The organism is Streptomyces lichenis, assembly GCF_023218175.1.
Classification (GTDB): Bacteria; Actinomycetota; Actinomycetes; order Streptomycetales; family Streptomycetaceae; genus Streptomyces; species Streptomyces lichenis.
In genome coordinates this window covers 153,675-178,089 of the sequence record NZ_JALPTH010000008.1, presented here as the reverse complement: position 1 = coordinate 178,089, position 24,415 = coordinate 153,675, and the positions used below count along the sequence as shown (strand labels likewise).

Here is a 24,415-nt window from a genome sequence, read left to right as displayed (position 1 = left end):
AACCCTATGGCGGTCCGACGGACCCGTACGGCTGCTGCCCCGGTTTCCCGGAATCCACCGGATCCGGTCGTCGAGGGTGTGGTCCGACCTCAGATCATGCCGGACGGCCGCCGTCGTCGTGCGGCGCCCCCGCCGCTTCGGCCCCTTCCGCCCGCTCGACTCCTTCCGCCCGCTCGGCTTTGTCCGCCCGCTCGGCCGCCTCCGTCACCTCGGCGGCGTCCGAGGGGCTGCCGCGTTCGGCGGCCTCGGCCAGCTGCCGGTGCGCGGCGGCCTTCGCCTCGTACAGCGCCGCCATCCGCCGGTGGTGGGCCGGATCGTCCTGCTCGTAGATGTCGGGCACGCCGCTGCGGTCCTCGTCGCGCTCCTCGTCCTCGTACAGCGCCCGGTATCTGCGGACCCGGAGCCTGAGCAGCACGGTGGCGAGTACGGCGGCGATCAGCGAACCGGTCAGCACCGCCGCCTTGACCTCGGCAGTCGTCCCCGGGTCGTCCCCGAAGGCCAGTTCGCCGATGAGCAGCGAGACGGTGAAGCCGATCCCGGCGAGGGCGGCCAGCGCCAGGACATCGCCCCAGTCCAGGTCCTCGTTGAGGGAGGCCCGGGTGAAGCGCGCCGCCAGCCAGGTGCCGCCGAAGACGCCCACGGTCTTGCCGACCACCAGGCCGAGGACCACGCCCAGGGTCTCCGGCTGGGTGAAGACCTCGGCCAGGGCGCCGCCGCTGACCGGCACCCCGGCCGAGAAGAGCGCGAACAGCGGTACGGCCAGTCCGGCGGAGAACGGCCGGACCAGGTGCTCGACGCGCTCACCGGGGGAGCGGCTCTCGCCGTCCCGGCGGTGGCAGCGCAGCATCAGGCCCATGGCGACCCCGGCGACGGTGGCGTGGACGCCGCTGTTGTACATCAGCGCCCAGTCGACCAGGGCCAGCGGAACGTACACGTACCAGCCGCGCACTCCCGCGCGCAGCAGCAGCCGGAAGAGCACCAGTCCGGCGACCGCGCCGCCGAGCGCGGCGAAGTCCAGGTCGCTGGTGAAGAACACCGCGATGATCAGGATGGCGAAGAGGTCGTCCACCACGGCCAGGGTCAGCAGGAACGCGCGCAGCGCGGACGGCAGCGAGGTGCCGATCACGGCGAGTACGGCGAGCGCGAAGGCGATGTCGGTGGCGGTCGGTACCGCCCAACCGCCGAGCGCGCCGCCGCCGAGGGTGCTGGTCAGGACGTAGACCAGGGCGGGTACGGCCATCCCGCACACGGCGGCGACCACCGGGAGGGCGGCGGCCCGGGGGTCGCGCAGCTCCCCGGCGACCAGTTCGCGCTTGAGCTCGATGCCCGCGACGAAGAAGAAGACGGTGAGCAGCCCGTCGGCGGCCCAGTGCTGGACGGACAGGTCGAGCCCGAGCGCGGAGGGTCCCAGATGGGCGTCGCGGACGGTCTCGTAGCTGCCGGCGAGCGGGGTGTTCGCCCAGACCAGCGCCGCGATGGCGGCGACCAGCAGCAGCAGTCCGCCGACCGTCTCGGTGCGCAGCGCGTCGGTGAGGTACGTGCGCTCCGGCAGCGGCAGCCTCCCGAACAGGGACGCCGCCGCACCGCTGCGGGGGCCGGGCTCACGGGAGCCGGTCCCTGCGGAGGCGGACTGGCCGGGGCCGGGCCGGCCGGAGTCGGGCTTACGGGGGCTGGGCGCGGCCACGGGGTGGACCTCCGGTCGCTGGGCGTGCGGGCAGGGCTGAACACCTGCCGACCAGACTTCCCGGCGCACCTGTGCGGGCGTCAGGGCGGAAGCCGGTGTCACCGCTTCCGGTGATACCGCACCGCCGATCTTGACGGACCCTTGTCGCCTCTCACCGTACCGGGCGGCCGGGGGAGACGCTCGACCGGTCCTGCGGCTGTGCGCCGGACGGCTGTGTGCCGGACGTACGAGGGCGCCCGGCCCACCGTGTGGTCCACGGCGGGCCGGGCGCCCCGTTCTCCTTCTGGGCGGTCCTCGTCCGTCAGTCGTCGCTGGAGGCGCTCGGCAGCTTGGACTGGATGAGGTCCATGACGGAGGAGTCGGTGAGCGTGGTGACGTCACCGAGCTGGCGGTTCTCCGCCACGTCCCGCAGCAGCCGGCGCATGATCTTGCCGGAGCGGGTCTTGGGCAGCTCGGCGACCGGCAGGACCCGCTTGGGCTTGGCGATGGGGCCGAGGGTGGCGCCCACGTGGTTGCGCAGCTCGGCCACCAGGGACTCGTCCTCGCTGGCCGTGCCGCGCAGGATGACGAAGGCCACGATCGCCTGGCCGGTGGTCTCGTCCACGGCGCCGACGACCGCCGCCTCGGCCACCTTGGGGTGCGAGACGAGCGCGGACTCGACCTCGGTGGTGGAGATGTTGTGGCCGGAGACCAGCATCACGTCGTCCACCCGGCCGAGCAGCCAGATGTCGCCGTCCTCGTCCTTCTTGGCCCCGTCGCCGGCGAAGTACCTGCCCTCGAAGCGCGACCAGTAGGTGTCGATGAACCGCTGGTCGTCGCCCCAGATGGTGCGGAGCATGGACGGCCACGGCTCGGTGAGGACCAGGTAGCCGCCGCCTCCGTCGGGCACCTCGTTGGCGTCGTCGTCCACGACGGTGGCCGAGATGCCCGGCAGGGCGCGCTGGGCGGAGCCCGGCTTGGTCTCGGTGACCCCCGGCAGCGGCGAGATCATCATGGCGCCGGTCTCGGTCTGCCACCAGGTGTCCACGATCGGGGTCTTTCCGGCACCGATGTTCTCCCGGTACCAGATCCAGGCCTCGGGGTTGATCGGCTCGCCGACCGAGCCCAGCACCCGGAGGCTGGACAGGTCGAACTTGGCCGGGATGTCGTCACCCCACTTCATGAAGGTGCGGATCGCGGTCGGCGCGGTGTAGAGGATGGTGACGCCGTACTTCTGCACGATCTCCCAGAACCGGCCCTGGTGCGGGGTGTCCGGGGTGCCCTCGTACATCACCTGGGTGGCGCCGTTGGCCAGCGGCCCGTACACGATGTACGAGTGGCCGGTGACCCAGCCGATGTCGGCGGTGCACCAGTAGACGTCGGTCTCCGGCTTGAGGTCGAAGACCGCGTGGTGGGTGTAGGCGGCCTGGGTGAGGTAGCCGCCGGAGGTGTGCAGGATGCCCTTGGGCTTCCCGGTGGTGCCGGAGGTGTAGAGGATGAACAGCGGGTGCTCGGCCTCGAACGCCTCCGGGGTGTGCTCGGCGGACTGGCGGCCCACGGCCTCGTGCCACCACACGTCCCGGCCCTCGGTGAACGCGGTGTCCTGCCCGGTGCGGCGCACCACCAGCACGTGCTCGACCTGCGGGCACTTGGCCACGGCCTCGTCGATGGCGGGCTTGAGCGCGGACGGCTTGCCGCGCCGGTAGCCGCCGTCGGCGGTGATGACCAGCTTGGCGTCCGCGTCCTGGATGCGGGAGGCGACGGCGTCGGCGGAGAAGCCGCCGAAGACCACCGAGTGCGCGGCGCCGATGCGGGCGCAGGCCAGCATGGCGACGGCGGCCTCCGGGATCATCGGCAGATACACCGCGACCCGGTCGCCCTTGCGGACGCCGAGCTCGGTCAGCGCGTTGGCCGCCCGGGAGACCTCGTCCTTCAGCTCGGCGTAGGTGAGGGCCCGGCTGTCACCCGGCTCGCCTTCGAAGTGGATGGCGACCCGGTCGCCGTGCCCGGCTTCGACGTGCCGGTCGACGCAGTTGTACGCCACGTTCAGCCGGCCGTCGGCGAACCACTTGGCGAACGGCGGGTTCGACCAGTCCAGGGTCTCGGTCGGCTCGGTCTCCCAGCTGAGGCGACGCGCCTGCTCGGCCCAGAAGCCGAGCCGGTCCGCCGTGGCCTGCTCGTACGCGTCCGCCTTCACATTGGCGTGCGCGGCCAGCTCGGCGGGCGGCGCGAACCGCCGTTCCTCCTTGAGGAGGTTGGCCAGGCTTTCGTTGCTCACGACATCTCCCGTTCTCAGGGCGTCCTATGTGTCCCAGCCCATAGCTCATCAGCCGAAAGCCCCGGGTGACAAGAGCCCCCCGTGAATTGGTTTAGACCTTTTTGGAGTCGGCGGGGGGTGGTGAGGGGACGCCTGTACGGCCCGCCACCCGCACGGGTGGCCCCGGCCCCCGGACGGCGACCCCCTCCTCCCGGGCGGTGGACGGAGGAGGCCGCCTCCCCTGTTCACGGGGCCCACCGGACCCCGGTTCACGGATACGTCAGTTCGAGTGCGTCACCCGCCCTCGCGGAGAGGAGGGCTGGGTGGTGGGTGGAGAGGAGGCGGTGATCCGGTCGAACAGATGCCCCTGGTCCGGCGCCTGGTCCGGTGCCCGGTCCGGTTCTCGGCCCAGGGGCCGCATGTCCGTGCCCCGCGTGCCCTCGCCTCGCATGTCTTCATCTGCGTCCGGTCGCGGTGGGCGGGAATCGTCGCGCGCCTCCGGGTGCGGCGGCCGGGGGCTGTGCGGTTCCGCTCCGCTCGTCGCCGGGGCGCCGCCCGTGTGCGCCGACGAGACCGCCTCCGCCGGCACCGCGTCCCTCGGCACCGCGTCCCCCATCACAGCCCCCGTCGGCACGGCCCCCACCGCCACCGCTTCCTCCGTGCCCTCGCCACGGACCTGGTCGCCCGTCAGGAGGTAGGCCTGGGCCTCGCCCACGTGGAAGTACATCCCATGCAGCTCCAGCGTGCCCAGGGCCAGACCTCGGGCCACCGAGGGGTGGGCCCGCAGATGCTCCAGTTGCTGGACCACGTTGGTCAGGCAGAGCTGCTCGACCGCGTCGGCCGGTTGCCGGCCCGCGAGCCGGACTCCGGCGCGGTGGCCGTCCCTCAGCCGGAGCAGGCTGGGCTTGCCGTGCCGCAGCCAGCGACCCAGCGGCGTGGTGCCCGCCGCCGGGGCACCGTCCCCTGCCCAGTCGCCGCCCCCCACCGCGTTGCCGTCCGCGTCGCCGTCCGCCGCCGGGGTGCCGTTCGCGTCGCCGTCGGCGTCGAGCAGGGCCTGCATGGCGCCGCAGCCCGAGTGGCCGCAGATGGTGATCGACTGGACGTGCAGCACATCCACCGCGTACTCGATGGCCGCGGCGACCGAGTCGTCGCCGCTTTCGTCACCGCTCGCGCGGCCGGGCGGTGGCACCAGGTTGCCCACGTTGCGCACGGTGAACAGGTCGCCCGGGCCGCTCGCGGTGATCATGCTGGTCACCACCCGGGAGTCGGAGCAGGTGAGGAAGAGCTGCGAGGGCCGCTGCCCCTCCCGGGCCAGCCGGGCCAGCTCCTCGCGTACCAGCGGAGCCGTGTCGCGCTGGAACGAGCTGATCCCGCTGGCGAGTTGGTAGCCACCGCCGCCGGTCTGCCCGGTGGCCCGGCCACCGCCGCCGGTCTCCTCGGGCGCGGAGGCCGGGTGGGTGCCGCAGTGGTGGTTGCGCCAGGGCGTCCATGGCCGGCAGCACGTGGACCGGACGGACCGGCCGGACCGCTCACCGATCCGTACCCCCGCCCGGCCCGTCATCTCCACTCGGCCGCCCCGGGCGGTGTGGGCGGTCTGCCAGTCCTGGAGGGCCTCATAGGCGGCGTGGTCCATGAAGGACCCGTCCAGCTCGACCACCACCCGTGCCCCGTGCGGGATCTGGTGCAGGGCGCGGCTCAGGCGGGGCACGGCCAGGAAGGTCAGCTGGCCCCGCACCCGTACCCGCTGGAGGCCGTCCTCCGTCTCCCGGGTGATCCGGGTGTGGGTCAGCCGGTGCATGGCGGTGCCGCCGGCGACCAGGATGCCGAGGGCCACGCCCTCCAGGATGCCGATGAGCACGACCCCGCTCACCGTCACCGCGTACACCAGCGCCTCGCGGTGTCGGGTGACGGTGCGGATCCGGGTGATGCTGACCATCTGCACGCCGATGACCATGACGAGCGCGGCGAGCGCCGGCAGCGGGATCAGATCCAGCACGGGGACGAGGACGAGGGCCGCCAGCACGATCCACAGCCCGTGGAGCATCGTGGAGTGGCGGCTCATCGCCCCCGCCGACACATTGGCCACGCTGCGCACCGCGACCCCGGCGACGGGCAGGCCCCCGAGGGCGCCGGAGAGGATGTTGGCCGCGCCCTGGCCGGCCAGCTCCCGGTCCAGGTCGGAGCGCGGGACATGGGTGGCCGGGTCCGGCCGGGCGGCGACCAGCTTGTCGACGGCGACGGCCGACAGCAGCGACTGGACGCTGGTCACCAGGGTGATGGTCAGCACGCCCGTGGCGATGCCGAGCACCGGGCCCTCCGGGAGCCCGGGCAGGGCGTGGCTGGACCAGGACGGCAGCTCCACCCGGGGGACGGCGATCCCGCCGAGCACGGCGAGCAGGGTGGCGGCGCCGACGGCGACCAGTGCGGCCGGGGCCTTGCGCAGGGCGTGCCCGATCCGGCCGCCGAGCCGTGGCCACAGCAGGAGCACGGCGATGGTGACCAGGCTGACGGAGAGGGCCGCCGGATGCAGGTCGGCCAGCTGGGCGGGCAGGCCCAGGACGTTGGCCACGGCCGAGCTCTGCGGGGTGCCGCCGAGCACCACGTGCAGCTGGGCGAGGGCGATGGTGACCCCGATCCCGGCCAGCATGCCGTGCACGATCGCCGGGGAGACGGCGAGGGCCGACCGGGCCACCCGCAGCAGGGACAGCCCGAGCTGGGCGAGACCGGCGAGCACGGTGATGGCGCAGGTGGTGCGCCAGCCGAACCTCTGGATCAGGTCGGCCGTGACCAGGGTCAGTCCGGCCGCCGGCCCGCTGACCTGGAGGGGTGAGCCGCCGAGCCGCCCGGCCACCAGGCCGCCCGCGGCCGCCGCCACCAGACCGGCCTGGAGCGGGGCGCTGGTGGCGAGCGCGATACCGAGGGAGAGCGGCAGCGCGATGAGGAAGACGGCGATGGAGGCGGACACATCGACGCCCCGGACGTGCACGCGCCGGCCACCGCCGCCGGGACGGCCGTACCGCCCCCGTAGGCCGCCCCCGCCGGACCGGCCGTCACCCCGCCGACCGGAGCCGCCTTCCTCCCCCGGGCCCGAACGGCGGTGGGTCCGTCGGAAACGGGTGCCGCGTGAAGGGGGAGAGGTGGGCTCGGACCGTCCGGTGTGGTCGGTCCGAGCCGAGGTGCAGACGGTCATGGCTTCCGTCTCCTCCGGATCGGCTCGGGTGTGGGGGAGCACAGCGTGGGAGCCGACCCGGTCCGCCGCGTTGCTGCGGTTACGGGCTCGACGTCAAACTCTGCGTAAATAGAAAGTAATGGAGAGTAAAGACTCCGACAATTTTTTCGAGGCGTTTGGGCGTTACTTTCACCCGATGCAGTGATTGGTACGTCTAGTACGGCTTGTCATATTTTCTTCTCTTCGTTTCGGGTGTGACGGTGGCGGCGCTCGGGGGGACCTCCAGGACCAAGAAGGGTGGGCGGATCATGGCCGCCACGAAGAGGATCACTGCCGGCGCGATCACCGTGGCGCTGACCGCAGGCCTGGCCGGCTGCAGCGCCCTCGGCGGCGCCGCCACCGAGGGCGCTGCCGGCCCCAAGAAGGCCGCGCCCCCCAAGAGCGTCGTCCGGCTGATCGGCGACGGCTCGACCGCGTTCACCGGCATCCAGCCCGGGCTGCGCAGGCCCGAGCGCCTGAAGCCCGGTCAGAAGCCGCCCCAGTTCGTCGTCTTCTCCTGGGACGGGGCCGGTGAGGACAGCCAGAAGCTCTTCTCGCACTTCCGCCAGGTCGGCCGGAAGCACGGCGCGACCATGACCTACTTCCTCAGCGGCGTCTATCTGCTGCCGGAGGACAAGTCCACCCTCTACGACGCGCCCGGCCACTCGCCCGGCCGCTCCGACATCGGCTTCAACGACACCGAGGGCATCCGGGCCACCGTGCGGGAGCTGCGCGGCGCCTGGCAGGAGGGCAACGAGATCGGCACCCACTTCAACGGCCACTTCTGCGGCCCGGAGAGCGGTGTCGGCACCTGGTCCGTCGAGGACTGGAAGAGCGAGATCGCGCAGGCCAAGGCGTTCGTGAAGAAGTGGAAGACCAACTCCGGCCTGAACGCCGAGAACCCGCTGCCCTTCGACTACGAGAAGGAGCTGATCGGGGCCCGCACCCCCTGCCTGGAGGGCCGCACCAACTTCGTCCGCGCGGCGAGCGACCTGGGCTGGCGCTATGACACCAGCGGCGTCAACAACCAGGTCTGGCCGGGCAAGGACCACGGGCTGTGGGACCTGTCGCTCCAGATGATCCCGGTCCCCGGGCGCGCCTTCGAGACGCTCTCCATGGACTACAACTTCATGGTGAACCAGTCCGGCACGACCAAGGGCGACCCCTCGATGCACCAGGAGTGGGGCGACCAGTTCCGGGACGGGATGCTGGAGGCCTTCGACCGGGCCTACGAGGGCAACCGGGCGCCCCTGGTGATCGGCAACCACTTCGAGTCCTGGAACGGCCAGACGTATATGCGGGCGATCGAGGAGACCATCGCCAAGGTCTGCGGCAAGAGCGAGGTCCGCTGCGTGTCGTTCCGTCAGCTGGCCGACTGGCTGGATGCCCAGGACCCGGCGGCGTTGGCGAAGCTGCGGACCCTCAAGGTCGGTGAGGCCCCGAAGGCCGGCTGGCCGGCGTTCCTGGCCGCCCAGCCGCCGGCCTCGGCCCGGCCGTCCGGCGCGGCGCCGTCCGCCGCCGCCCGCCCGGCCGGACAGGCCCAGCCCGCCCGCCAGGAGGGCTGACCCGCTGCCAGAAGGGCTGAGTAGGCGCTCACCCTGACAGGCCGCCGAGCCGACGGCCTGTCAGGGAAGCAGGGTGTTCAGTCGGATTGGGCGGCGGAGGTCGCTCCCGCCGGAACGGCGCCTTCCCGCTGTTCGCCGACCGGCTGCCCGGAGCCCGTGGTCAGCCCCTCGTGGAGGACGAAGCCGGGATCGACCTGCGCCGCCAGGTCGGTCCCGGTCCTGGCGTTGCCCCAGCTCTCCGCGTTCCGCAGATGGAAGTGGACCATCTGCCGGGTGTACCGCTCCCAGTCCCGGGAGTGGTACGAGGCGTCCGCCACCTCCTGGAGCGTGCCCAGTGCCCGCCGGTCCGCCTCCGCCAGCTGGGCGAACGGTGTGGGGCGGCCCTTCTCCATGGCCCGTACCCAGTCCGAGTGGCCGACCGTGACCAGCAGGTCGTCGCCCACCTCCGCCCGCAGGAACTCCACGTCGTCCCCGCCCTGCACCTTGTTGCCCACCACCCGCAACGCGACGCCGTAGTCCCGGGCGTACTCCTTGTACTGGCGGTAGACGGAGACCCCCTTGCGGGTCGGCTCGGCGACCAGGAAGGTCATGTCGAAACGGGTGAACATCCCGGACGCGAACGAGTCCGAGCCCGCCGTCATGTCGACCACCACGTACTCGTCCGCCCCGTCGACCAGGTGGTTCAGGCAGAGCTCGACCGCGCCGACCTTCGAGTGGTAGCAGGCCACCCCGAGGTCCGACTCGGTGAACGGCCCGGTCGCCATCAGGGTGACCTCGCCGTCGTCCAGGCGTACCGGCCGCGCGCAGGCCGCGTAGACCGGGTTCTCCTCCCGTACCCGCAGCAGCCGGGAGCCCTCGCCGGGCGGAGTGGTCTTGATCATCGCCTCGGCGGAGGCGATCCGCGGGTTGGAGCCCCGCAGGTGGTCCTTGATGAGCGGCAGCTGCGCCCCCATCGGCGGTACGGCCGCCGCTGCGGACTCGTCGAGTCCGAGCGCGACGCCCAGGTGCTGGTTGATGTCGGCGTCCACCGCGATGACCGGCGCGCCCTTGGCTGCGAGATGGCGGATGAAGAGCGAGGACAGCGTGGTCTTGCCGCTGCCGCCCTTCCCAACGAAAGCGATCTTCATGTTCAAGTAGCGTAGCGCTCCGTAGCGCGGCAGACGCACTGTGCGGTCGATTTGCGGGAAATCTGCCTGGATCACGTCTCCGGTCACGCATCCGGATCCCGGCTGCCGGGGCGGCCGATATGACGATCGCCACTGTCTGGCAGGGCGGTGAGAGGCCTGGTCGGCGGGCGCGTAGCCTCGCTGCCTATGAGTACCAACGCCGCTGATCCGCTGGCCGCTCTGGCCTCGCTGCCCGGGGTTCCGGAGGCCGTCGACTCGGTTCGCAAGGCCGTGGACCGGGTGTACGGGCACCGGGTGATGCGCCGCCGCAGCAACGAGGTGACCTCCGAGGCGGCCCTCCGCGGCGCCCGCGCCTCGGCGGCGCTGTCCGGTGCGGACTGGGCCCTGGAGGAGGTGCGCCGGCGCACCGACTTCGGCGGTGACCCTCAGACGCGTACCGTCGGCGCGGCGCTCCGGCTGAGCGCCGAGGCCGGGCAGTTGCTGTCGATCTGGCGGCAGTCCCCGATGCGGGTGCTGGCGCGTCTGCATCTGGTGGCGGCCGCCGACTCGGCGACCGGCCCGGGCGGGCCGGCCGTGCTGCCGGACGCTCCCGCGGCGGGCTCGGTGGGCCGCCCGCGTCAGGCCGGGGAGGCGGTCGACGAACCGCTGATCGAGGCCCCGCTGCCGGACGCCGCCGAGGTGGCCGGCCGGCTGGAGGGGCTGGCCGGGCTGATCGTCGCAGGCGGCGAGGCTCCGGCGCTGGTGACCGCCGCCGTGGTGCACGGGGAACTGCTGGCGCTGCGGCCTTTCACCAGTTACAGCGGTCTGGTGGCGCGGGCCGCCGAGCGGATCGTGCTGATCGGCAGCGGCCTCGACCCGAAGGCCATCTGCCCGGCCGAGGTCGGCCACGCGGAGCAGGGCCGGGCCGCGTACCTGGCGGCGCTGGAGGGCTATCTCTCGGGTACGCCGGAGGGGATGGGCGCCTGGATCGCGCACTGCGGGCGGGCGGTGGAGCTGGGGGTCCGGGAGTCCACCGCGGTCTGCGAGGCGCTGCAGCGCGGCGCCGCCTGAGCGCTGCCCTGCCCTGGGAAGAGGCAGGCTGTCCGCGTCCGGACAGAGGTGCGGCGGTACCGGATCGGTACCGCCGCTGGCACGTCTGCCGAGTTACCAAGCGTCCTCGATATGTGCCCATCAGGCCGGGTACTTCGCCCGTGGCCTGGTGCGGCTGGCCCGTAATCGACGGGTCGACGTCGCGTGGGTGCTCAGCTTTCGTGCTGTTCGGTCCGTGGGGCCTTCTTGCTCAACAGGTGATCCTCTCGGATGTCCTCGGTCTCGCGGGCCGTTGATTCCTTTGTACTACCGTCCCGCCCGATGTGAAACCCCTGGCTCCGGTTTTTGGCGATCTGACCCGGAGCGCGGGGATTCCGGCCCTGGACGCGCGGGCCAAGGGGCGGGCCGGGGGGTCAGACGGCTGTCCGCCTGCGGGCCGCGTACCAGACCAGGCCGGCGGTCGCGGCCGCGGCGCCGACCGCCGCCGCGGCCACCAGCGCCGGGCGCGGCGGCAGCCGGAAGGCGGGCAGCCGCTGCTTGAGGCGCACCGGGCGGTTGAACACCAGGACCGGCCAGTCCCGGGCGGTCGCGGCCCGGCGCAGGGCGCGGTCGGGGTTGACCGCGTACGGGTGGCCGACGGCCTCCAGCATCGGCAGGTCGGTGGCCGAGTCGCTGTAGGCGTAGCAGCGGTCCAGGTCGTACCCCTCCGCCTCGGCCAGCTCCCTGACGGCCTCCGCCTTCGTCGGGCCGTAGGCGTAGTACTCCACCTCCCCGGTGAAGCAGCCGTCCTCGCCGACGACCATCCGGGTGGCCACGACCCGGTCGGCGCCCAGGAGTTCGCCGATGGGTTCCACCACCTCGGCCCCCGAGGTGGAGACGATCACCACGTCCCGGCCGGCGGCGTGGTGCTCCTCGATGAGGGAGGCCGCCTCGTCGTAGATGATCGGGTCGATGAGGTCGTGCAGCGTCTCGGCGACCAGCTCCCGCACCTGCTGGACGTCCCACCCCTTGCAGAGCGCGGAGAGGTACGCGCGCATCCGCTCCATCTGCTCGTGGTCGGCGCCTCCGGCCAGGAAGACGAACTGGATATAGGCGGTCCGCAGTACGGCTCGGCGGTTGATCAGGCCGCCTTGGTAGAAGGACTTGCTGAAGGTCAGCGTCGATGACTTCGCAATGACCGTCTTGTCCAGGTCGAAGAAGGCCGCGGTGCGCGGTGAGGAGTGGTTTTCCACGGGCCTGAGCATAGGTGGCCGCCATTCGGCGTACGCCGGGGCGTGTGGGTTTGCCTGAGAAGGCTCTCGGGTACACCATGGAAGTCACGGATCGTTCGCGACCGTGCTAACCCGGTCCGGCTCCTCCCCCCCCGAGTCGGCCGGAGAGACGACCCCCGCTCTCCCCCCCGGCGGGGGTCGTCGCATGTCCGGGCACATGTGCGCCCTCTGGTGCGGCTCTGGATCGTTCATTCCGGGCCTCCCCCGTGCTGCTGGGCCGACCGGCCCCGTCCCTCCACTTCGTCACTCAGTGTAGTCACCGGGCTGCGCTGGGGAAGTCCCTGGTATGGGTGAGCGGGATATTCACAACGGTCGAGTTGTCCACAGATATTGACCAAGATCCACTTTATTTCCGGTGGTCGCCCACGCTGATTCCGGCAGCGAAGTCCGCGGCATCCGCGATGTCCGGAGGAGTGTCGTGCGGAATGACGCTCTCCTTCCGGATCTCGGGCCCCTCCGCCGCTGCCGAGGGAGCCGGGCGCGCCGTACCGGGGCGCGCCGCAACGCCGCAGGACGCAGGCACACAGGCATGCGGGACGAAGGCGACGCCGGACGAGGACGGCGTCGGACGAAGGGGGAGAGACCATGGCCGGAACCATGGCGGCCGGCGGGGAAGCGGTCGACCGGCGGCGGGCCGGACCGCTGATCGTGACCGAGGACGCCGAGCTGCTGGACGATCTGCTGCGGCTGTGCGCGGCCGCCGGTGCCCATCCGGAGGTGTACCACTCGGTTCCCGAGCGGCGGGCGAGCTGGGACACGGCGCCGCTGGTGCTGGTGGGCGACGACGCGGCGGACCGCTGCCGGGGCGCGGCCCGGCGCAGTGGGGTGCTGCTCGTCGGACGGGACCAGGACGACCCGGGAGTGTGGCGCCGCGCGGTCGAGATCGGCGCGGACTGCGTGCTGCGGCTGCCGGACGCCGAGAGCTGGCTGGTCGACCGGATCGCCGACGGCGTGGAGGGCGTGGGGCGCCAGGCCCTGACCATCGGGGTGATCGGCGGCAGCGGCGGTGCGGGGGCGTCCACCCTCGCCTGCGCCCTGGCGGTCACGGCGGCCCGGGAGGGCCGGCGCACCATGCTGGTGGACGCCGATCCGCTGGGCGGCGGGCTGGATGTGCTGCTCGGCGGGGAGCAGGCGCAGGGCATGCGCTGGCCCGACTTCGCCGCCTCCAAGGGCCGGGTGGCCGGGAGCGCCCTGGAGGAGTCGCTGCCCGCGCTGCACGGGCTGAGGCTGCTCAGCTGGGACCGGGGCGAGACGGTGGCCGTCGTCCCGGAGGCGATGCGCTCGGTGCTGGCGGCGGCGCGCAGACGCGGTGGCGTGGTGGTCGTGGACCTGCCGCGCCGGATCGACGACACGGTGGCGGAGGCGCTGGCCCAGGTCGATCTGGGGCTGCTCGTCGTCCCGGCCGGGCTGAGGGCCGTCGCGGGCGCCCGGCGGGTGGCCTCGCCGGCCGGGATGGTGGTGCGCGATCTGCGGCTGGTGGTGCGCGGGCCGTACGCCGCCGGGGTGGACGAGGAATGGGTCGCGGGCGCCCTGGGGCTGCCGCTCGCCGGTGAACTGCCCGTCGAGCCCGGTCTGCGAGCCGCGCTGGACGCGGGCGAGGCCCCGGGCGGCAGCGCCCGCAGCCCACTGGGGCGGTTCTGCTCGGCCTTCTGGGAGCGTGCCCTCGGGGCCGTCACCGCGGAGGACCGGTCATGACGGCCGCGCTGCTGGACGCCGTACGGCAGCGGCTGGTGGAGAGCGGCGCGGACCCCACACCGGCGGGTGTGGCGGCCGCGCTCCGAGCCCAGGGCCGGCTGCTGGGCGATGCCGAGGTGCTTGGCGCCGCGGAGGAACTGCGCTGCGAACTGGTCGGTACCGGCCCGCTGGAGGCACTGCTCGCCGATCCGGCGGTGACCGATGTGCTGGTGTCGGCACCGGACCGGGTCTGGGTGGACCGGGGCGCCGGACTGGAGCTGTCGGCGGTGGTCTTCCGGGACGCGGCGGCGGTACGCGGCCTGGCCCGGCGGCTGGCCGGTGCGGCGGGCCGGCGACTGGACGACGCCCGGCCCTGGGTGGACGCCCGGCTGCCGGACGGCACCCGGATGCACGCGGTGCTGCCCCCGGTGGCCGTGGACTGCACCTGCCTCTCCCTCCGCGTGGTCCGCCCCAGGGCGTTCAGCCTGGCGGAGCTGTCCGCCGCGGGGACGGTGCCACCCGGCGGCGAGCGCTATCTGCGGGCACTGGTCGACGCCCGGGTCTCCTATCTGGTCAGCGGCGGCACCGGCTCCGGCAAGACGACCCTGCTGGCCTCGCTGCTCGGGCTGGCGGGGGAGCGGGAGCGGATCGTGCTGGCCGAGGACTCCGCCGAACTGCGCCCCGCCCACCCGCATGTCGTGCGCCTGGAGGCCCGTCCGCCGAACCAGGAGGGCGCCGGACTGGTCACCCTCCGGGACCTGGTGCGCCAGGCACTGCGGATGCGGCCCGACCGGCTGGTGGTCGGCGAGGTGCGGGGGGTAGAGGCGGTGGACCTGCTGGCCGCGTTGAACACCGGCCACGACGGCTGCGGCACGGTGCACGCCAACACCGCCGCCGATGTGCCGGCCCGCTTGGAGGCCCTGGGCATGGCGGCCGGCCTGGACCGCGCGGCGCTGCACAGCCAGCTGGCGGCCGGACTCGCGGTCGTGGTGCACATGGTGCGCGGCCGGGACGGGCGGCGGCGGGTGGCCGAGCTGCACGTCCTGGAGCGCGACCGGTACGGGCTGGTGGCCACCGTCCCGGCGCTGAGCTGGACGGTCGAGGGGTTCCGCCGGGAGCGCGGCTGGGAGCGGCTGCGGTCGCTGTTCGGGGGTGAGGGCACATGGTGAGCGGACCGGCGCCGGTGCTGGAGGGGATCGGCGGGGTGGGGCCTCCCGGCGGATGGCTGCCGTGGGCGGCTTCCGGGACGGGAGTGCCGGACAGATCGGTGTACGCGGCGGTGTGCGCCGGCGCGGCCGCCTGGCTGCTGCTCGACCGCGGCCGGGCACGCAAGCGGGCCGGGCTGCTGTTCGCCGGACCGGGGGCGCCCTCTGCCGCCGCCTGGCCCGGTGCCTGGCGGCGCTGGTGGCCGGTGCTGCGGGCCCGGCCTGAGTGGCTGTGCCTGCTGCTGGGCGCGACCCTGGCGTTGGCGGGGGAGTCCCCGATCCCGCTCCTGGCCGGTGCCGCCGCGGTCCCGCTCGTGGGACGGCGGTTGCGGGCCAGGGCCCGGGCCCGGATGCGGGACCGGCGGGCGGACGCGGTGGTGGCGCTGTGCGGGGCGATCGCGGGCGAGCTACGGGCGGGAGCCCAGCCGGCCGCCGCCCTGCGCTGGGCGGCCAGGGCGACCGAGGCCCTGGGGCCCGACGAGGCGGCGGTGCTCGCGGCAGCGCGGTTCGGCGGCGATGTCCCCGAGACCCTGCGGCAGGCCGCCCGCCGGGAGGGAGCCGACGGGCTGGCCGGGCTGGCCGCCTGCTGGCAAGTGGCGGTGGACGGCGGCGCCGGGCTCGCCGGCGGGCTGGACCGGCTGGAGGCCGCCCTGCGGGAGCACCGGGACCAGCGGGAGCGGTTGCGCGCCCAGCTGGCCGGGGCCTGGGCGACAGCGACCCTGCTGGCGCTGCTGCCGGTGGCCGGCCTGGCGATGGGCTGCGCGCTGGGCGCGGATCCGCTGCGGGTCCTGCTCCACACCCCGGCGGGCCTCGGTTGCCTGGTCGTCGGCGGTCTGCTGGAAGCCGCCGGACTGTACTGGGCGGCGCGGCTGGTGCGCGGGGCGGTGGGGCCATGAGCGGCGACCGGGTGTCCGGCCTGCTGACGGTGGCGGCGTTGCTGTCCGCGACGGCCTGCGGCTGGTGGAGCCTCACCGCGCACCGCCACCGCCGCCAGGTCCGGCGGCGGCTCGCCCGTCTCGGCGGGGCCGCCTCGGGGCCGGGAAGCGGGCGGCCCTCGGCTGGATGGTGGTCGGGGCGCCTGCGCGGGGCTCTGCACCAGGCGGCGCCGCTGGGGGCGGGGGTGGCCGCCTGGGCGCTGGTCGGCGGGCTGCCGGGCTGTGCGGTCGGGGTGGCGGCCGCGTACGGGATACGGCGCTGGCAGCGTCGGCCGCGGGCGGACGGTGACGCCGAGGAACAGGAGGCGGCGGCACGAGGACTTCCCCTGGTGGCGGACCTCCTCGCGGCCTGCCTCGCCGCCGGGGCGGGGCCGCGGGAGGCCGCAGCGGCGGTCGGCGGGTCGCTGGGCGGCCCGGTCGGTGACCGGCTCGCCCACGCGGCGGCCGAGCTCCGGCTGGGCGGCGAACCAGCCGAGGTGTGGGGGCGCTTCGGTGAACTGCCCGGCGCACGACCCCTCGCCCGCTCCCTGGAACGGGCCGGTGCCTCGGGCGCGCCCGCCGCGGAAGCGGTCGCCCGGCTGGCGGCCGGACTGCGGGCGGAGCAGGCCCGGGCCGCGGCGGCCCGTGGACAGCGGGCGCAGGTGCTGATCACGGCCCCGGTGGGCCTGTGCTTCCTGCCCGCGTTCCTGGCGATCGGAGTGGCCCCCGTCGTCATCGGGCTGGCGAGCTCCCTGATGTGAGCCCCGTGGGACGGGCGGCGAAGGCATGGACAGCGATACGGCGGTACGACCCATGGAGGTGGGCGCGATGTGGATGGTTGCGGTGCGCGGGAGCCGGGCCCTGGTGGCCCGGGTGCGCGGAGGCAGCAGGGACAGCGGAGACAGCGGCATGACGACGTCGGAGTACGCGATGGGCACGATCGCCGCCTGCGCCTTCGCGGCGGTGCTCTACAAGATCGTCACCAGTGACATGGTGTCGCAGGCGTTGAGCTCGGTAATCGGCAGGGCCCTCGATGCCTCGTTCTGATCGGGCGGGGAGAAGCCCCGGGAAGGGGTCGAGAGGTGACCGCGGCTATGTCACCGCGGAGGCGGCCGTCGCCCTGCCGGCACTGGTGTTCTTCACCATGGCCCTGGTGTGGACGCTCACCGCGGTGGCGGCGCAGATCCAGTGTGTGGACGCGGCCCGGGCGGGGGCGAGGGCGGCGGCCAGGTCGGAGCCCTCGGTGGCGGTGGCGGCCGCCGCCAGGTCCGCGGCACCGAAGGGCGCCCGGGTGGCGGTGGGCCGGAGCGGCGATCTGTGGCGGGTACGGGTGTCGGCGCCCGCTCCCGGGCCGGACCTGGCCTCACTGCGGCTGAGCGCGGAAGCCGTCGCCGCGGCGGAGGACACCGGGCCGGTGACACCGTGACCGCGCGGCGGCCGGGTGATGGGCGGCCGGCCGGTCCGGGGGCGGACCGTGGCTCGGCGACCGTGTGGACGGCGTTCGCGGCCGTCGTGCTCTGCGCGGTCTTCGCCGCCGTGCTGGCCCTGGGCCAGGTGGTCGCCGCCCGGCACCGGGCCGGTGGCGCGGCGGACCTGGCCGCCCTGGCGGCGGCGGACCGGGCGCTGCGGGGCCGTGCGGAGGCCTGCGCGGCCGCTGCGCGGGTGGCGGCGGCTCAGGAGGCGGAGCTGGTCCGCTGCGCCCTGAGCGGTGAGGTCGCCGAGGTGGCGGCCCGGACCCGCCTCGGGCCGTACGCCGCGGCCGTCACCTCCCGGGCGGGGCCTTCGGCGGCCGGCTCCCGACCAGGGCCGCCGGACGCCAGTCCCCGGGCGGGGCCGCCGGATGCCGGTTCGCGGGCGGGGCCGCCGGATGCCGGTTCGCGGGCGAGGCCGCCGGATGTCGCTCCCCGGGCGGGGCCTTCGGTGGCCGGCTCCCGACCACGGCCTCCGGTCGCCACGTCCCGGGCGGGGCCTCGGCGGCCGGCTCCCGGCCGGGGCCGGGGTCTCCGGTCGTCAGCTTCCGGGCGGGGGCTCGGGAGCCTCACGGAGGAGTTCGGTGAGGAGGCGGACTGCGCCGCGCTTGTGCAGGGGCTCGTTGCCGTTGCCGCACTTGGGCGACTGGATGCAGGAGGGGCAGCCGGCCTCGCACTCGCAGGAGGCGATGGCGTCACGGGTCGCGGTCAGCCACTCGCGGGCGGTGTGGAAGGCCCGCTCGGCGAACCCGGCACCACCCGGATGGCCGTCGTACACGAAGACCGTCGGCAGCAGGGTGTCCGGGTGCAGCGGCACCGAGACCCCGCCGATGTCCCAGCGGTCGCAGGTGGCGAAGAGCGGAAGGAGGCCGATGGAGGCGTGTTCGGCGGCGTGCAGGGCCCCGCCCAGCTGCTCCGGGTTCACCCGGGCGGCGTCGAGCTGGTCCTCGGTGACGGTCCACCACACCGCGCGGGTGCGCAGGGTCCGGGGCGGCAGGTCGAGCCTGGTCTCGCCCAGTACCTCACCCGTGATCAGCCGGCGGCGGAGGAAGGAGACGACCTGGTTGGTCACCTCGACCGAGCCGTAGCAGAGCCGGCCGGCCCCCCAGGGGACCTCGGTGTCGGTCTCCAGCACCGAGATGGCCGTGGTGTCCCGGGCGGTGGTGGAGTACGGCGGACTGGCCTCCTCCACCAGCGCGACGGACTCCTTGAGGTCCAGCCGCCGCACCAGGTAGCTGCGCCCCATGTGGAGGTGGACGGCGCCCTCGTGGACCGCGGCGTGCGAGGCGGCCTCGTCCACCGTGCCGAGCAGCCTGCCCGTACCGGACTCGACGATCTGCACCGGGCTGCCGCCCGCGCCGCGGATGTCGGCCAGGTCGGCGGCGCGCTCCCGGCGGGTCCAGTACCAGCCGGAGGACCGCCGACGCAGCAGCCCGGCCGACTCCAGCTGCGGCAGCAGGGCTGTGGCCTCCGGGCCGAAGAGGGCCAGGTCGGCCTCGGTGAGCGGCAGCTCGGCGGCGGCCGCGCACAGGTGCGGGGCGAGGACGTAGGGGTTGTCCGGGTCCAGCACCGTGGACTCCACGGGGCGGCGGAACAGCGCCTCGGGGTGGTGCACCAGGAAGGTGTCCAGCGGGTCGTCCCGGGCCACCAGCACCGCCAGGGCGCCCTGCCCGGCGCGCCCGGCCCGGCCGGCCTGCTGCCACAGCGAGGCGCGGGTGCCGGGATAGCCGGCGATCACCACGGCGTCCAGGCCCGATACGTCGATGCCCAGCTCCAGGGCCGTGGTGGCGGCCAGGCCCAGCAGTTCGCCGGAGTGCAGGGCGCGCTCCAGGGCCCGGCGCTCCTCGGGGAGGTAGCCGCCCCGGTAGGCGGCCACCCGCGGCGGCAGCGAGCGGTCCACCTCGGCCAGTCGCTCCTTGGCTATCACCGAGATCAGCTCGGCGCCGCGCCGGGAGCGGACGAACGCCACCGAGCGCACGCCCTGGACGGTCAGGTCGGTGAGCAGGTCGGCGGTCTCGGCGGTGGCGGTCCGCCGTACCGGCGCCCCCTGCTCGCCCTCCAGCTCGGTGAGCGGCGGCTCCCAGAGGGCGAAGACCAGCTCGCCGCGCGGGGAGGCGTCGTCGGCGACCTCGGTCACCGGCAGCCCGGTCAGCCGCCCGGCGGAGGCGCCCGGCTCGGCGGAGGTGGCGGAGGCCAGCAGGAAGACCGGAGAGGAGCCGTACCGCTCGCACACCCGCCGCAGCCGCCGCAGCACCTGGGCGACATGCGAGCCGAAGACACCGCGGTAGGTGTGGCACTCGTCGACCACCACATAGCGCAGGGAGCGCAGGAAGGAGGACCAGCGGGGATGGGCCGGGAGTATGCCCCGGTGCAGCATGTCGGGGTTGGTGAGCACATAGTTCGCGTACTGGCGCACCCACTCGCGCTCCTCGACGGGGGTGTCCCCGTCGTACACCGCGGGCCGGATCCGGTTGCCCAGCGGGGCGGCCAGCGAGCGCACCGAGCGGCGCTGGTCGGCGGCGAGCGCCTTGGTGGGGGACAGGTACAGCGCGGTGGCGCCCCGGCCGTTGGCCGCCTCGGACCCGTCCAGCAGCGTGGACAGGACGGGCGCCAGATACGCCAGCGACTTGCCGGAGGCGGTGCCGGTCGCGATGACCACGGACCGCCCGTCCAGGGCGAGCTCCGCGGCTTCCGCCTGGTGGGCCCACGGGTGTGCGATCCCGCACTCCCGGATGGCGGAGATCACCTCGGCCCGGATGCGGTCCGGCCACACGGCATGCCTACCCGTTCGCGGGGGCAGGTGCTCCGTATGAGTGATGCGCGTAGCCCGGTTCACCCCTGCGGTGAGCCGGTCGAGGACCTCGCCGGGAGAGGGACGGAGGTCCCGGGTCCCGGCGGGTCGACTGGGGCGGTGATTCATGGCCATCGGCACCGAGTGTGTCACCGGCGTGACGGACAATGGTCCCAAGGCGTCGTGCATGCCTGTTGGTAAGTGATTGAATGCCATCGCGGCTGGCGATCCGCCCTCCGGCTCCGTCCCGGAGATCCGAGGGGCCGACCGCTCGATAGCAAGGTGCTGGAGGACTCGTGGACCTGTCCCTGTCGACTCGCAATGTGTCCGGCCCTGGTGGCGACCGTACGGTCGTCGAGGTCGGTGGCGAGATTGATGTGTATACCGCGCCGAAGCTGCGCGAGCAGTTGGTCGAGTTGGTGAATGACGGCAGCTACCACCTGGTTGTCGACATGGAGGGCGTGGACTTCCTCGACTCGACCGGTCTCGGCGTACTGGTGGGCGGCCTGAAGCGCGTGCGCGCGCATGAGGGCTCGCTGCGTCTGGTCTGCAACCAGGAGCGCATTCTCAAGATCTTCCGGATCACCGGTCTGACCAAGGTCTTCCCGATCCACACCACGGTCGACGAAGCGGTCGCGGCGACGGACTGATCCTCTGCGGCTCGGCGGGACCGGTCCGGGCCGGGTTTGCGGCCCAGGCCGGTCCCGGCGTCCGTTCCGGGTGCGACCGGACAGGCACCGGCGGCGGCACGTGCCGCTCGTACCGATGTCCTCGTTCCGGGCGCGGGCCGGTGCGGTCGTACGCGGCCCGACGCGGCCCGGTCGTGCCCAGGCCGGGGCTCGTACGCTGCCTGGGGAAACGATTTCGTGGGGGCGGCCGGAGCCGGAGCAGCCGCGTCGCTGCACGACCGGCCGGGATTCTGGGAATGGGCAGGGGTACCGGACATCCAGTCCGGTCCGCTGAGACGCACACTCGCACGCCCGAGGGGGACCGTATGGCCACCGTTGAACTCCGCTTCAGCGCTCAACCGGAACACGTCAGGACCGCCCGTCTGGTCGCGGCCGCGGTGGCGCGCCGGGCAGGGGTCGACGAAGCCGTGCTCGACGAGGTCCGTCTCGCCGTCGGCGAGGCCTGCTCGCGCGCGGTCGGACTGCACCGCAGCAACCAGGTGACGGAACCCGTACGGGTGGTTCTCACCGAGGAGGAGAAGACCTTCTCCATCGAGGTCGGCGACGGGGTGCCGGGCGCGGGCGTCGCGGCCGCTGATGCCGCCGGGGTGCCCGGGACCCGTACGGTCGCCCCGGACACCGGCTTCGACGACGCCGAGGGCCGGGACGAGATGGGTCTTGCCGTGATCAGCGGACTGGTGGACGACGTGGAGGTCTCCGCCGGTGAGAGCGGAGGCGTGATCCGGATGACCTGGCCGGCCAGCCCGGGCGCGGGAGTCCCTGGCGCGGCGGGGGCGGCCGGGATGGGCGGCGCAGCGGGCCCGGTGCTCTGAGCCACCCGGCTTCCCGGCGCGGTGTCCGAAGCGGGCTTCCGGGCGCGGGTATCCGAAGCGGTATCCAGCGGCACCCTTCATCGGGGTGCCGCTTTCGTGCGTGGCGGCAGGGTCTCCGTATCCTGGCCGCCGCCCCGTCTTGGCGCTTCCGGGTGAATTAACGGCCGGAAGGTCGTACGGAACGGTCATCGGCGGTCAGTCCTGTTCTGATCCGTCACGTCCGTCATGCGCCGTGCTCGCCTCCGACGTCGTGATCGTTTCCGACGTCGAGGAGGAGGACGCATGGCGGGGCCGTCCACACCGTCCGTCGCCCAGTTCGCCGCCGCAGACTTCACCGCCGCTGACTTCACCGCTGGGGATGTCCCGGTCGCCGACTTCCCCGTACCGCTCGCCGCGGCGGTGCTGACCGAGGGCAACCGGCTGATCGTGATCGTCGTCGGTGCCGTCGCCCTGGCCGCACTGCTCGTCGCCTGGTTCTTCGCCCGGCAGGTGCTGGCGGCGGGCACCGGCACCGAGGCCATGCGGCGGATCGCGGAGGCCGTGCAGGAGGGCGCCAACGCCTATCTCGCCCGCCAGCTCCGTACCCTCGCCGTCTTCGCCGCCGCCGTGTTCTTCCTGCTTCTGCTGCTCCCCGCGGACGACTGGCCGCAGCGGGCCGGGCGCTCGCTGTTCTTCCTGGTCGGCGCGTTGTTCTCGGCGACCACCGGGTACCTCGGGATGCGGCTGGCGGTGCGCAGCAACGTACGGGTGGCGGCCGCCGCGCGCGAGGCGGGGCCCGGCGACCCCGCCACCGCCGCGCACCGGGCGACCCGGATCGCCTTCCGTACCGGCGGCGCGGTCGGGATGTGCACCGTGGGCCTCGGACTGCTCGGCGCGGCCTGTGTGGTCCTGGTCTACGCCGCCGACGCGCCCAAGGTGCTGGAGGGCTTCGGCCTCGGCGCCGCCCTGATCGCCATGTTCATGCGGGTGGGCGGCGGGATCTTCACCAAGGCCGCCGATGTCGGCGCCGACCTGGTCGGCAAGGTGGAGCAGGGCATTCCGGAGGACGACCCCCGCAACGCCGCCACCATCGCCGACAACGTGGGCGACAACGTCGGGGACTGCGCGGGCATGGCCGCCGACCTCTTCGAGTCGTACGCCGTGACACTGGTGGCGGCGCTGATCCTCGGCTCGGCGGCGTTCGGCGACCACGGGCTGGCGTTCCCGCTGATGGTGCCCGCGATCGGGGTGGTGACGGCGGTGATCGGCATCCTCGCCGTCACCCCGAGGCGGTCCGGACGGGGCCGGGCCCGGGGCGCGATGTCCGCGATCGACCGCGGCTTCGCCGTCTCCGCGGTGGTCTCGCTCGCCCTGGTGGCGGTGGCCGCCTTCGTCTATCTGCCCGGCTCCTACGCCGAGCTGGCCGGGGTGACCGAGGGCGCGGTCCGCCGCCACGACGGCGACCCGAGGGTGCTGGCCCTGGTCTCGGTGGCCATCGGCATCGCGCTCGCCGCCCTGATCCAGCGGCTGACCGGCTACTTCACCGAGACCAGCCGCCGCCCGGTCCGGGACGTCGGCCGCTCCTCGCTCACCGGCCCCGCCACGGTCGTCCTCGCGGGCGTCTCGCTGGGGCTCGAATCGGCCGTCTACACGGCGCTGCTGATCGCGCTGTCGGTGTACGGGGCGTTCCTGATCGGCGGTTCGTCGATCGTCCTGGCCCTCTTCGCCGTGGCACTGGCCGGGACGGGGCTGCTGACCACGGTCGGCGTCATCGTCGCCATGGACACCTTCGGGCCGGTCTCCGACAACGCCCAGGGCATCGCCGAGATGTCCGGTGACGTGGCGGGGCCGGGCGCCCAGGTGCTCACCGACCTGGACGCCGTCGGCAACACCACCAAGGCGATCACCAAGGGCATCGCCATCGCCACCGCCGTCCTGGCCGCCGCCGCCCTCTTCGGCTCGTACCGCGACGCCATCGCCACCGCCGTGGCCGACGTCGGCACGGACGTGGTGTCCCGGGCGGACCGGCTGACGCTCTCCATGGACATCTCCCAGCCCAACAACCTGGTCGGGCTGATCCTCGGCGCGGCGGTCGTCTTCCTCTTCTCCGGACTGGCCATCAACGCGGTCTCGCGGTCGGCCGGCTCGGTGGTCTTCGAGGTGCGCCGGCAGTTCCGGGAGCGGCCCGGGATCATGGACTTCAGCGAGAAGCCGGAGTACGGACGGGTCGTCGACATCTGCACCCGGGACGCCCTGCGCGAACTGGCCACCCCCGGCCTGCTCGCCGTGATGGCGCCGATCGCGGTCGGCTTCGCGCTCGGCGTCGGCGCGCTGGGCGCGTACCTCGCGGGCGCGATCGGCGCGGGCACCCTGATGGCGGTCTTCCTGGCCAACTCCGGGGGCGCCTGGGACAACGCGAAGAAGCTGGTCGAGGACGGCCACCACGGCGGCAAGGGCAGCGAGGCGCACGCGGCCACCGTGATCGGGGACACCGTCGGCGATCCGTTCAAGGACACCGCGGGCCCGGCGATCAACCCGCTGCTGAAGGTGATGAACCTGGTCGCGCTGCTGATCGCCCCGGCTGTCGTACGGTACGCCTACGGGGATGACGCCAGCCCGGTCGTCCGGGCGGTGGTCGCGGCCCTCGCGCTGGCCGTGATCGTCGCCGCGGTGTGGGTCTCCAAGCGGCGCTCGGTGGCCGTGGACGACTCCGGTGCGGTGGCCCGGTGACGCCGCCACGGCCCGGTGGCAGCGCGGGGCGG

The 24,415-nt window shown here is 73.8% G+C and carries 17 protein-coding genes and 1 pseudogene; 12 read left to right on the top strand and 6 right to left on the bottom strand.

Translation table 11 applies throughout. The features are described from left to right. Positions 1 to 94: 94 nt before the first annotated feature. The 3 genes from nhaA to M1O15_RS11255 form a co-directional block, all read right to left on the bottom strand. Positions 95 to 1,570: a Na+/H+ antiporter NhaA gene (nhaA, locus tag M1O15_RS11265; protein WP_248633498.1), complete on the bottom strand. Its 1,476-nt coding sequence runs from the start codon at positions 1,568 to 1,570 to the stop codon at positions 95 to 97. Between the two features lie 415 nt (positions 1,571 to 1,985). Then, positions 1,986 to 3,941, bottom strand: a complete 1,956-nt coding sequence (gene acs / locus M1O15_RS11260) for an acetate--CoA ligase (protein ID WP_248633411.1) — start codon at positions 3,939 to 3,941, stop codon at positions 1,986 to 1,988. A gap of 259 nt (positions 3,942 to 4,200) precedes the next feature. Further along, entirely contained in the window at positions 4,201 to 6,906 is a 2,706-nt protein-coding gene (locus M1O15_RS11255) for a bifunctional SulP family inorganic anion transporter/carbonic anhydrase (protein WP_248633409.1), read from the bottom strand. A 488-nt stretch (positions 6,907 to 7,394) separates the two neighbouring features. On the opposite strand from M1O15_RS11255, the gene M1O15_RS11250 reads away from it, so the two are divergent. Then, on the top strand, positions 7,395 to 8,693 hold the full coding sequence (locus M1O15_RS11250) for a polysaccharide deacetylase family protein (protein ID WP_372499457.1): 1,299 nt from the start codon (positions 7,395 to 7,397) through the stop codon (positions 8,691 to 8,693). A 77-nt stretch (positions 8,694 to 8,770) separates the two neighbouring features. On the opposite strand, the gene M1O15_RS11245 is transcribed toward M1O15_RS11250, so the two are convergent. Next, positions 8,771 to 9,820, bottom strand: a complete 1,050-nt coding sequence (locus M1O15_RS11245) for an ATP-binding protein (RefSeq protein WP_248633406.1) — start codon at positions 9,818 to 9,820, stop codon at positions 8,771 to 8,773. A 186-nt stretch (positions 9,821 to 10,006) separates the two neighbouring features. On the opposite strand from M1O15_RS11245, the gene M1O15_RS11240 reads away from it, so the two are divergent. Next, the gene (locus M1O15_RS11240) at positions 10,007 to 10,870 is read left to right on the top strand and encodes a Fic family protein (RefSeq protein ID WP_248633404.1); all 864 of its coding nucleotides are present in this window, start codon (positions 10,007 to 10,009) and stop codon (positions 10,868 to 10,870) included. A 392-nt stretch (positions 10,871 to 11,262) separates the two neighbouring features. On the opposite strand, the gene M1O15_RS11235 is transcribed toward M1O15_RS11240, so the two are convergent. Beyond that, entirely contained in the window at positions 11,263 to 12,093 is an 831-nt protein-coding gene (locus M1O15_RS11235; RefSeq protein WP_248633402.1) for an HAD family hydrolase, read from the bottom strand. Positions 12,094 to 12,705: 612 nt separating this feature from the next. Between M1O15_RS11235 and ssd the strand changes: the two genes are divergently transcribed. From ssd to M1O15_RS11200, 7 genes and pseudogenes are all read left to right on the top strand, one after another. Next, complete coding sequence (gene ssd, locus M1O15_RS11230; protein WP_248633400.1) at positions 12,706 to 13,815, top strand: septum site-determining protein Ssd; 1,110 nt, start codon at positions 12,706 to 12,708, stop codon at positions 13,813 to 13,815. Continuing rightward, a complete protein-coding gene (locus M1O15_RS11225; protein ID WP_248633399.1) occupies positions 13,812 to 14,963 on the top strand; it encodes a TadA family conjugal transfer-associated ATPase in 1,152 nt (383 codons plus the stop codon). The genes ssd and M1O15_RS11225 overlap by 4 nt, the downstream gene beginning before the upstream one ends. 83 nt (positions 14,964 to 15,046) lie before the next feature. Further along, on the top strand, positions 15,047 to 15,895 hold the full coding sequence (locus M1O15_RS11220) for a type II secretion system F family protein (RefSeq protein ID WP_248633497.1): 849 nt from the start codon (positions 15,047 to 15,049) through the stop codon (positions 15,893 to 15,895). Next, a complete protein-coding gene (locus tag M1O15_RS11215; RefSeq protein WP_248633398.1) occupies positions 15,892 to 16,674 on the top strand; it encodes a type II secretion system F family protein in 783 nt (260 codons plus the stop codon). The genes M1O15_RS11220 and M1O15_RS11215 overlap by 4 nt, the downstream gene beginning before the upstream one ends. 73 nt (positions 16,675 to 16,747) lie before the next feature. Then, a complete protein-coding gene (locus M1O15_RS11210) occupies positions 16,748 to 16,960 on the top strand; it encodes a DUF4244 domain-containing protein (RefSeq protein WP_248633496.1) in 213 nt (70 codons plus the stop codon). Beyond that, entirely contained in the window at positions 16,947 to 17,339 is a 393-nt protein-coding gene (locus M1O15_RS11205) for a TadE family type IV pilus minor pilin (protein ID WP_248633397.1), read from the top strand. The genes M1O15_RS11210 and M1O15_RS11205 overlap by 14 nt, the downstream gene beginning before the upstream one ends. After that, a pseudogene (locus M1O15_RS11200) lies at positions 17,231 to 17,683 on the top strand (Rv3654c family TadE-like protein); the annotation flags it as partial. The gene M1O15_RS11205 and the pseudogene M1O15_RS11200, both read left to right, overlap by 109 nt. A gap of 240 nt (positions 17,684 to 17,923) precedes the next feature. Here the strand turns inward: M1O15_RS11200 and sftH are convergent. Next, positions 17,924 to 20,389, bottom strand: coding sequence for a DEAD/DEAH box helicase (gene sftH / locus M1O15_RS11195; RefSeq protein ID WP_248633396.1), 2,466 nt, complete (start codon positions 20,387 to 20,389; stop codon positions 17,924 to 17,926). An 80-nt stretch (positions 20,390 to 20,469) separates the two neighbouring features. Between sftH and M1O15_RS11190 the strand changes: the two genes are divergently transcribed. The 3 genes from M1O15_RS11190 (at position 20,470) to M1O15_RS11180 (ending at position 24,383) form a co-directional block, all read left to right on the top strand. Then, on the top strand, positions 20,470 to 20,823 hold the full coding sequence (locus tag M1O15_RS11190; protein ID WP_003967428.1) for an STAS domain-containing protein: 354 nt from the start codon (positions 20,470 to 20,472) through the stop codon (positions 20,821 to 20,823). 344 nt (positions 20,824 to 21,167) lie between these two features. After that, complete coding sequence (locus tag M1O15_RS11185; protein WP_248633395.1) at positions 21,168 to 21,674, top strand: ATP-binding protein; 507 nt, start codon at positions 21,168 to 21,170, stop codon at positions 21,672 to 21,674. A gap of 282 nt (positions 21,675 to 21,956) precedes the next feature. Further along, complete coding sequence (locus M1O15_RS11180) at positions 21,957 to 24,383, top strand: sodium-translocating pyrophosphatase (protein ID WP_248633393.1); 2,427 nt, start codon at positions 21,957 to 21,959, stop codon at positions 24,381 to 24,383. The last annotated feature ends 32 nt before the right edge of the window (positions 24,384 to 24,415 follow it).

Excerpts from the sequence above, each read along its gene's own strand:
- M1O15_RS11185 (WP_248633395.1), top strand. The coding sequence starts at position 21,168 with ATGGCCACCGTTGAACTCCGCTTCAGCGCTCAACCGGAACACGTCAGG.
- M1O15_RS11215 (WP_248633398.1), top strand. The coding sequence starts at position 15,892 with ATGAGCGGCGACCGGGTGTCCGGCCTGCTGACGGTGGCGGCGTTGCTG.
- M1O15_RS11235 (WP_248633402.1), bottom strand. The coding sequence starts at position 12,093 with ATGCTCAGGCCCGTGGAAAACCACTCCTCACCGCGCACCGCGGCCTTC.
- M1O15_RS11180 (WP_248633393.1), top strand. The coding sequence starts at position 21,957 with ATGGCGGGGCCGTCCACACCGTCCGTCGCCCAGTTCGCCGCCGCAGAC.
- M1O15_RS11210 (WP_248633496.1), top strand. The coding sequence starts at position 16,748 with ATGGTTGCGGTGCGCGGGAGCCGGGCCCTGGTGGCCCGGGTGCGCGGA.
- ssd (WP_248633400.1), top strand. The coding sequence starts at position 12,706 with ATGGCCGGAACCATGGCGGCCGGCGGGGAAGCGGTCGACCGGCGGCGG.
- M1O15_RS11240 (WP_248633404.1), top strand. The coding sequence starts at position 10,007 with ATGAGTACCAACGCCGCTGATCCGCTGGCCGCTCTGGCCTCGCTGCCC.
- M1O15_RS11205 (WP_248633397.1), top strand. The coding sequence starts at position 16,947 with ATGCCTCGTTCTGATCGGGCGGGGAGAAGCCCCGGGAAGGGGTCGAGA.
- M1O15_RS11225 (WP_248633399.1), top strand. The coding sequence starts at position 13,812 with ATGACGGCCGCGCTGCTGGACGCCGTACGGCAGCGGCTGGTGGAGAGC.
- M1O15_RS11245 (WP_248633406.1), bottom strand. The coding sequence starts at position 9,820 with ATGAAGATCGCTTTCGTTGGGAAGGGCGGCAGCGGCAAGACCACGCTG.
- sftH (WP_248633396.1), bottom strand. The coding sequence starts at position 20,389 with ATGGCATTCAATCACTTACCAACAGGCATGCACGACGCCTTGGGACCA.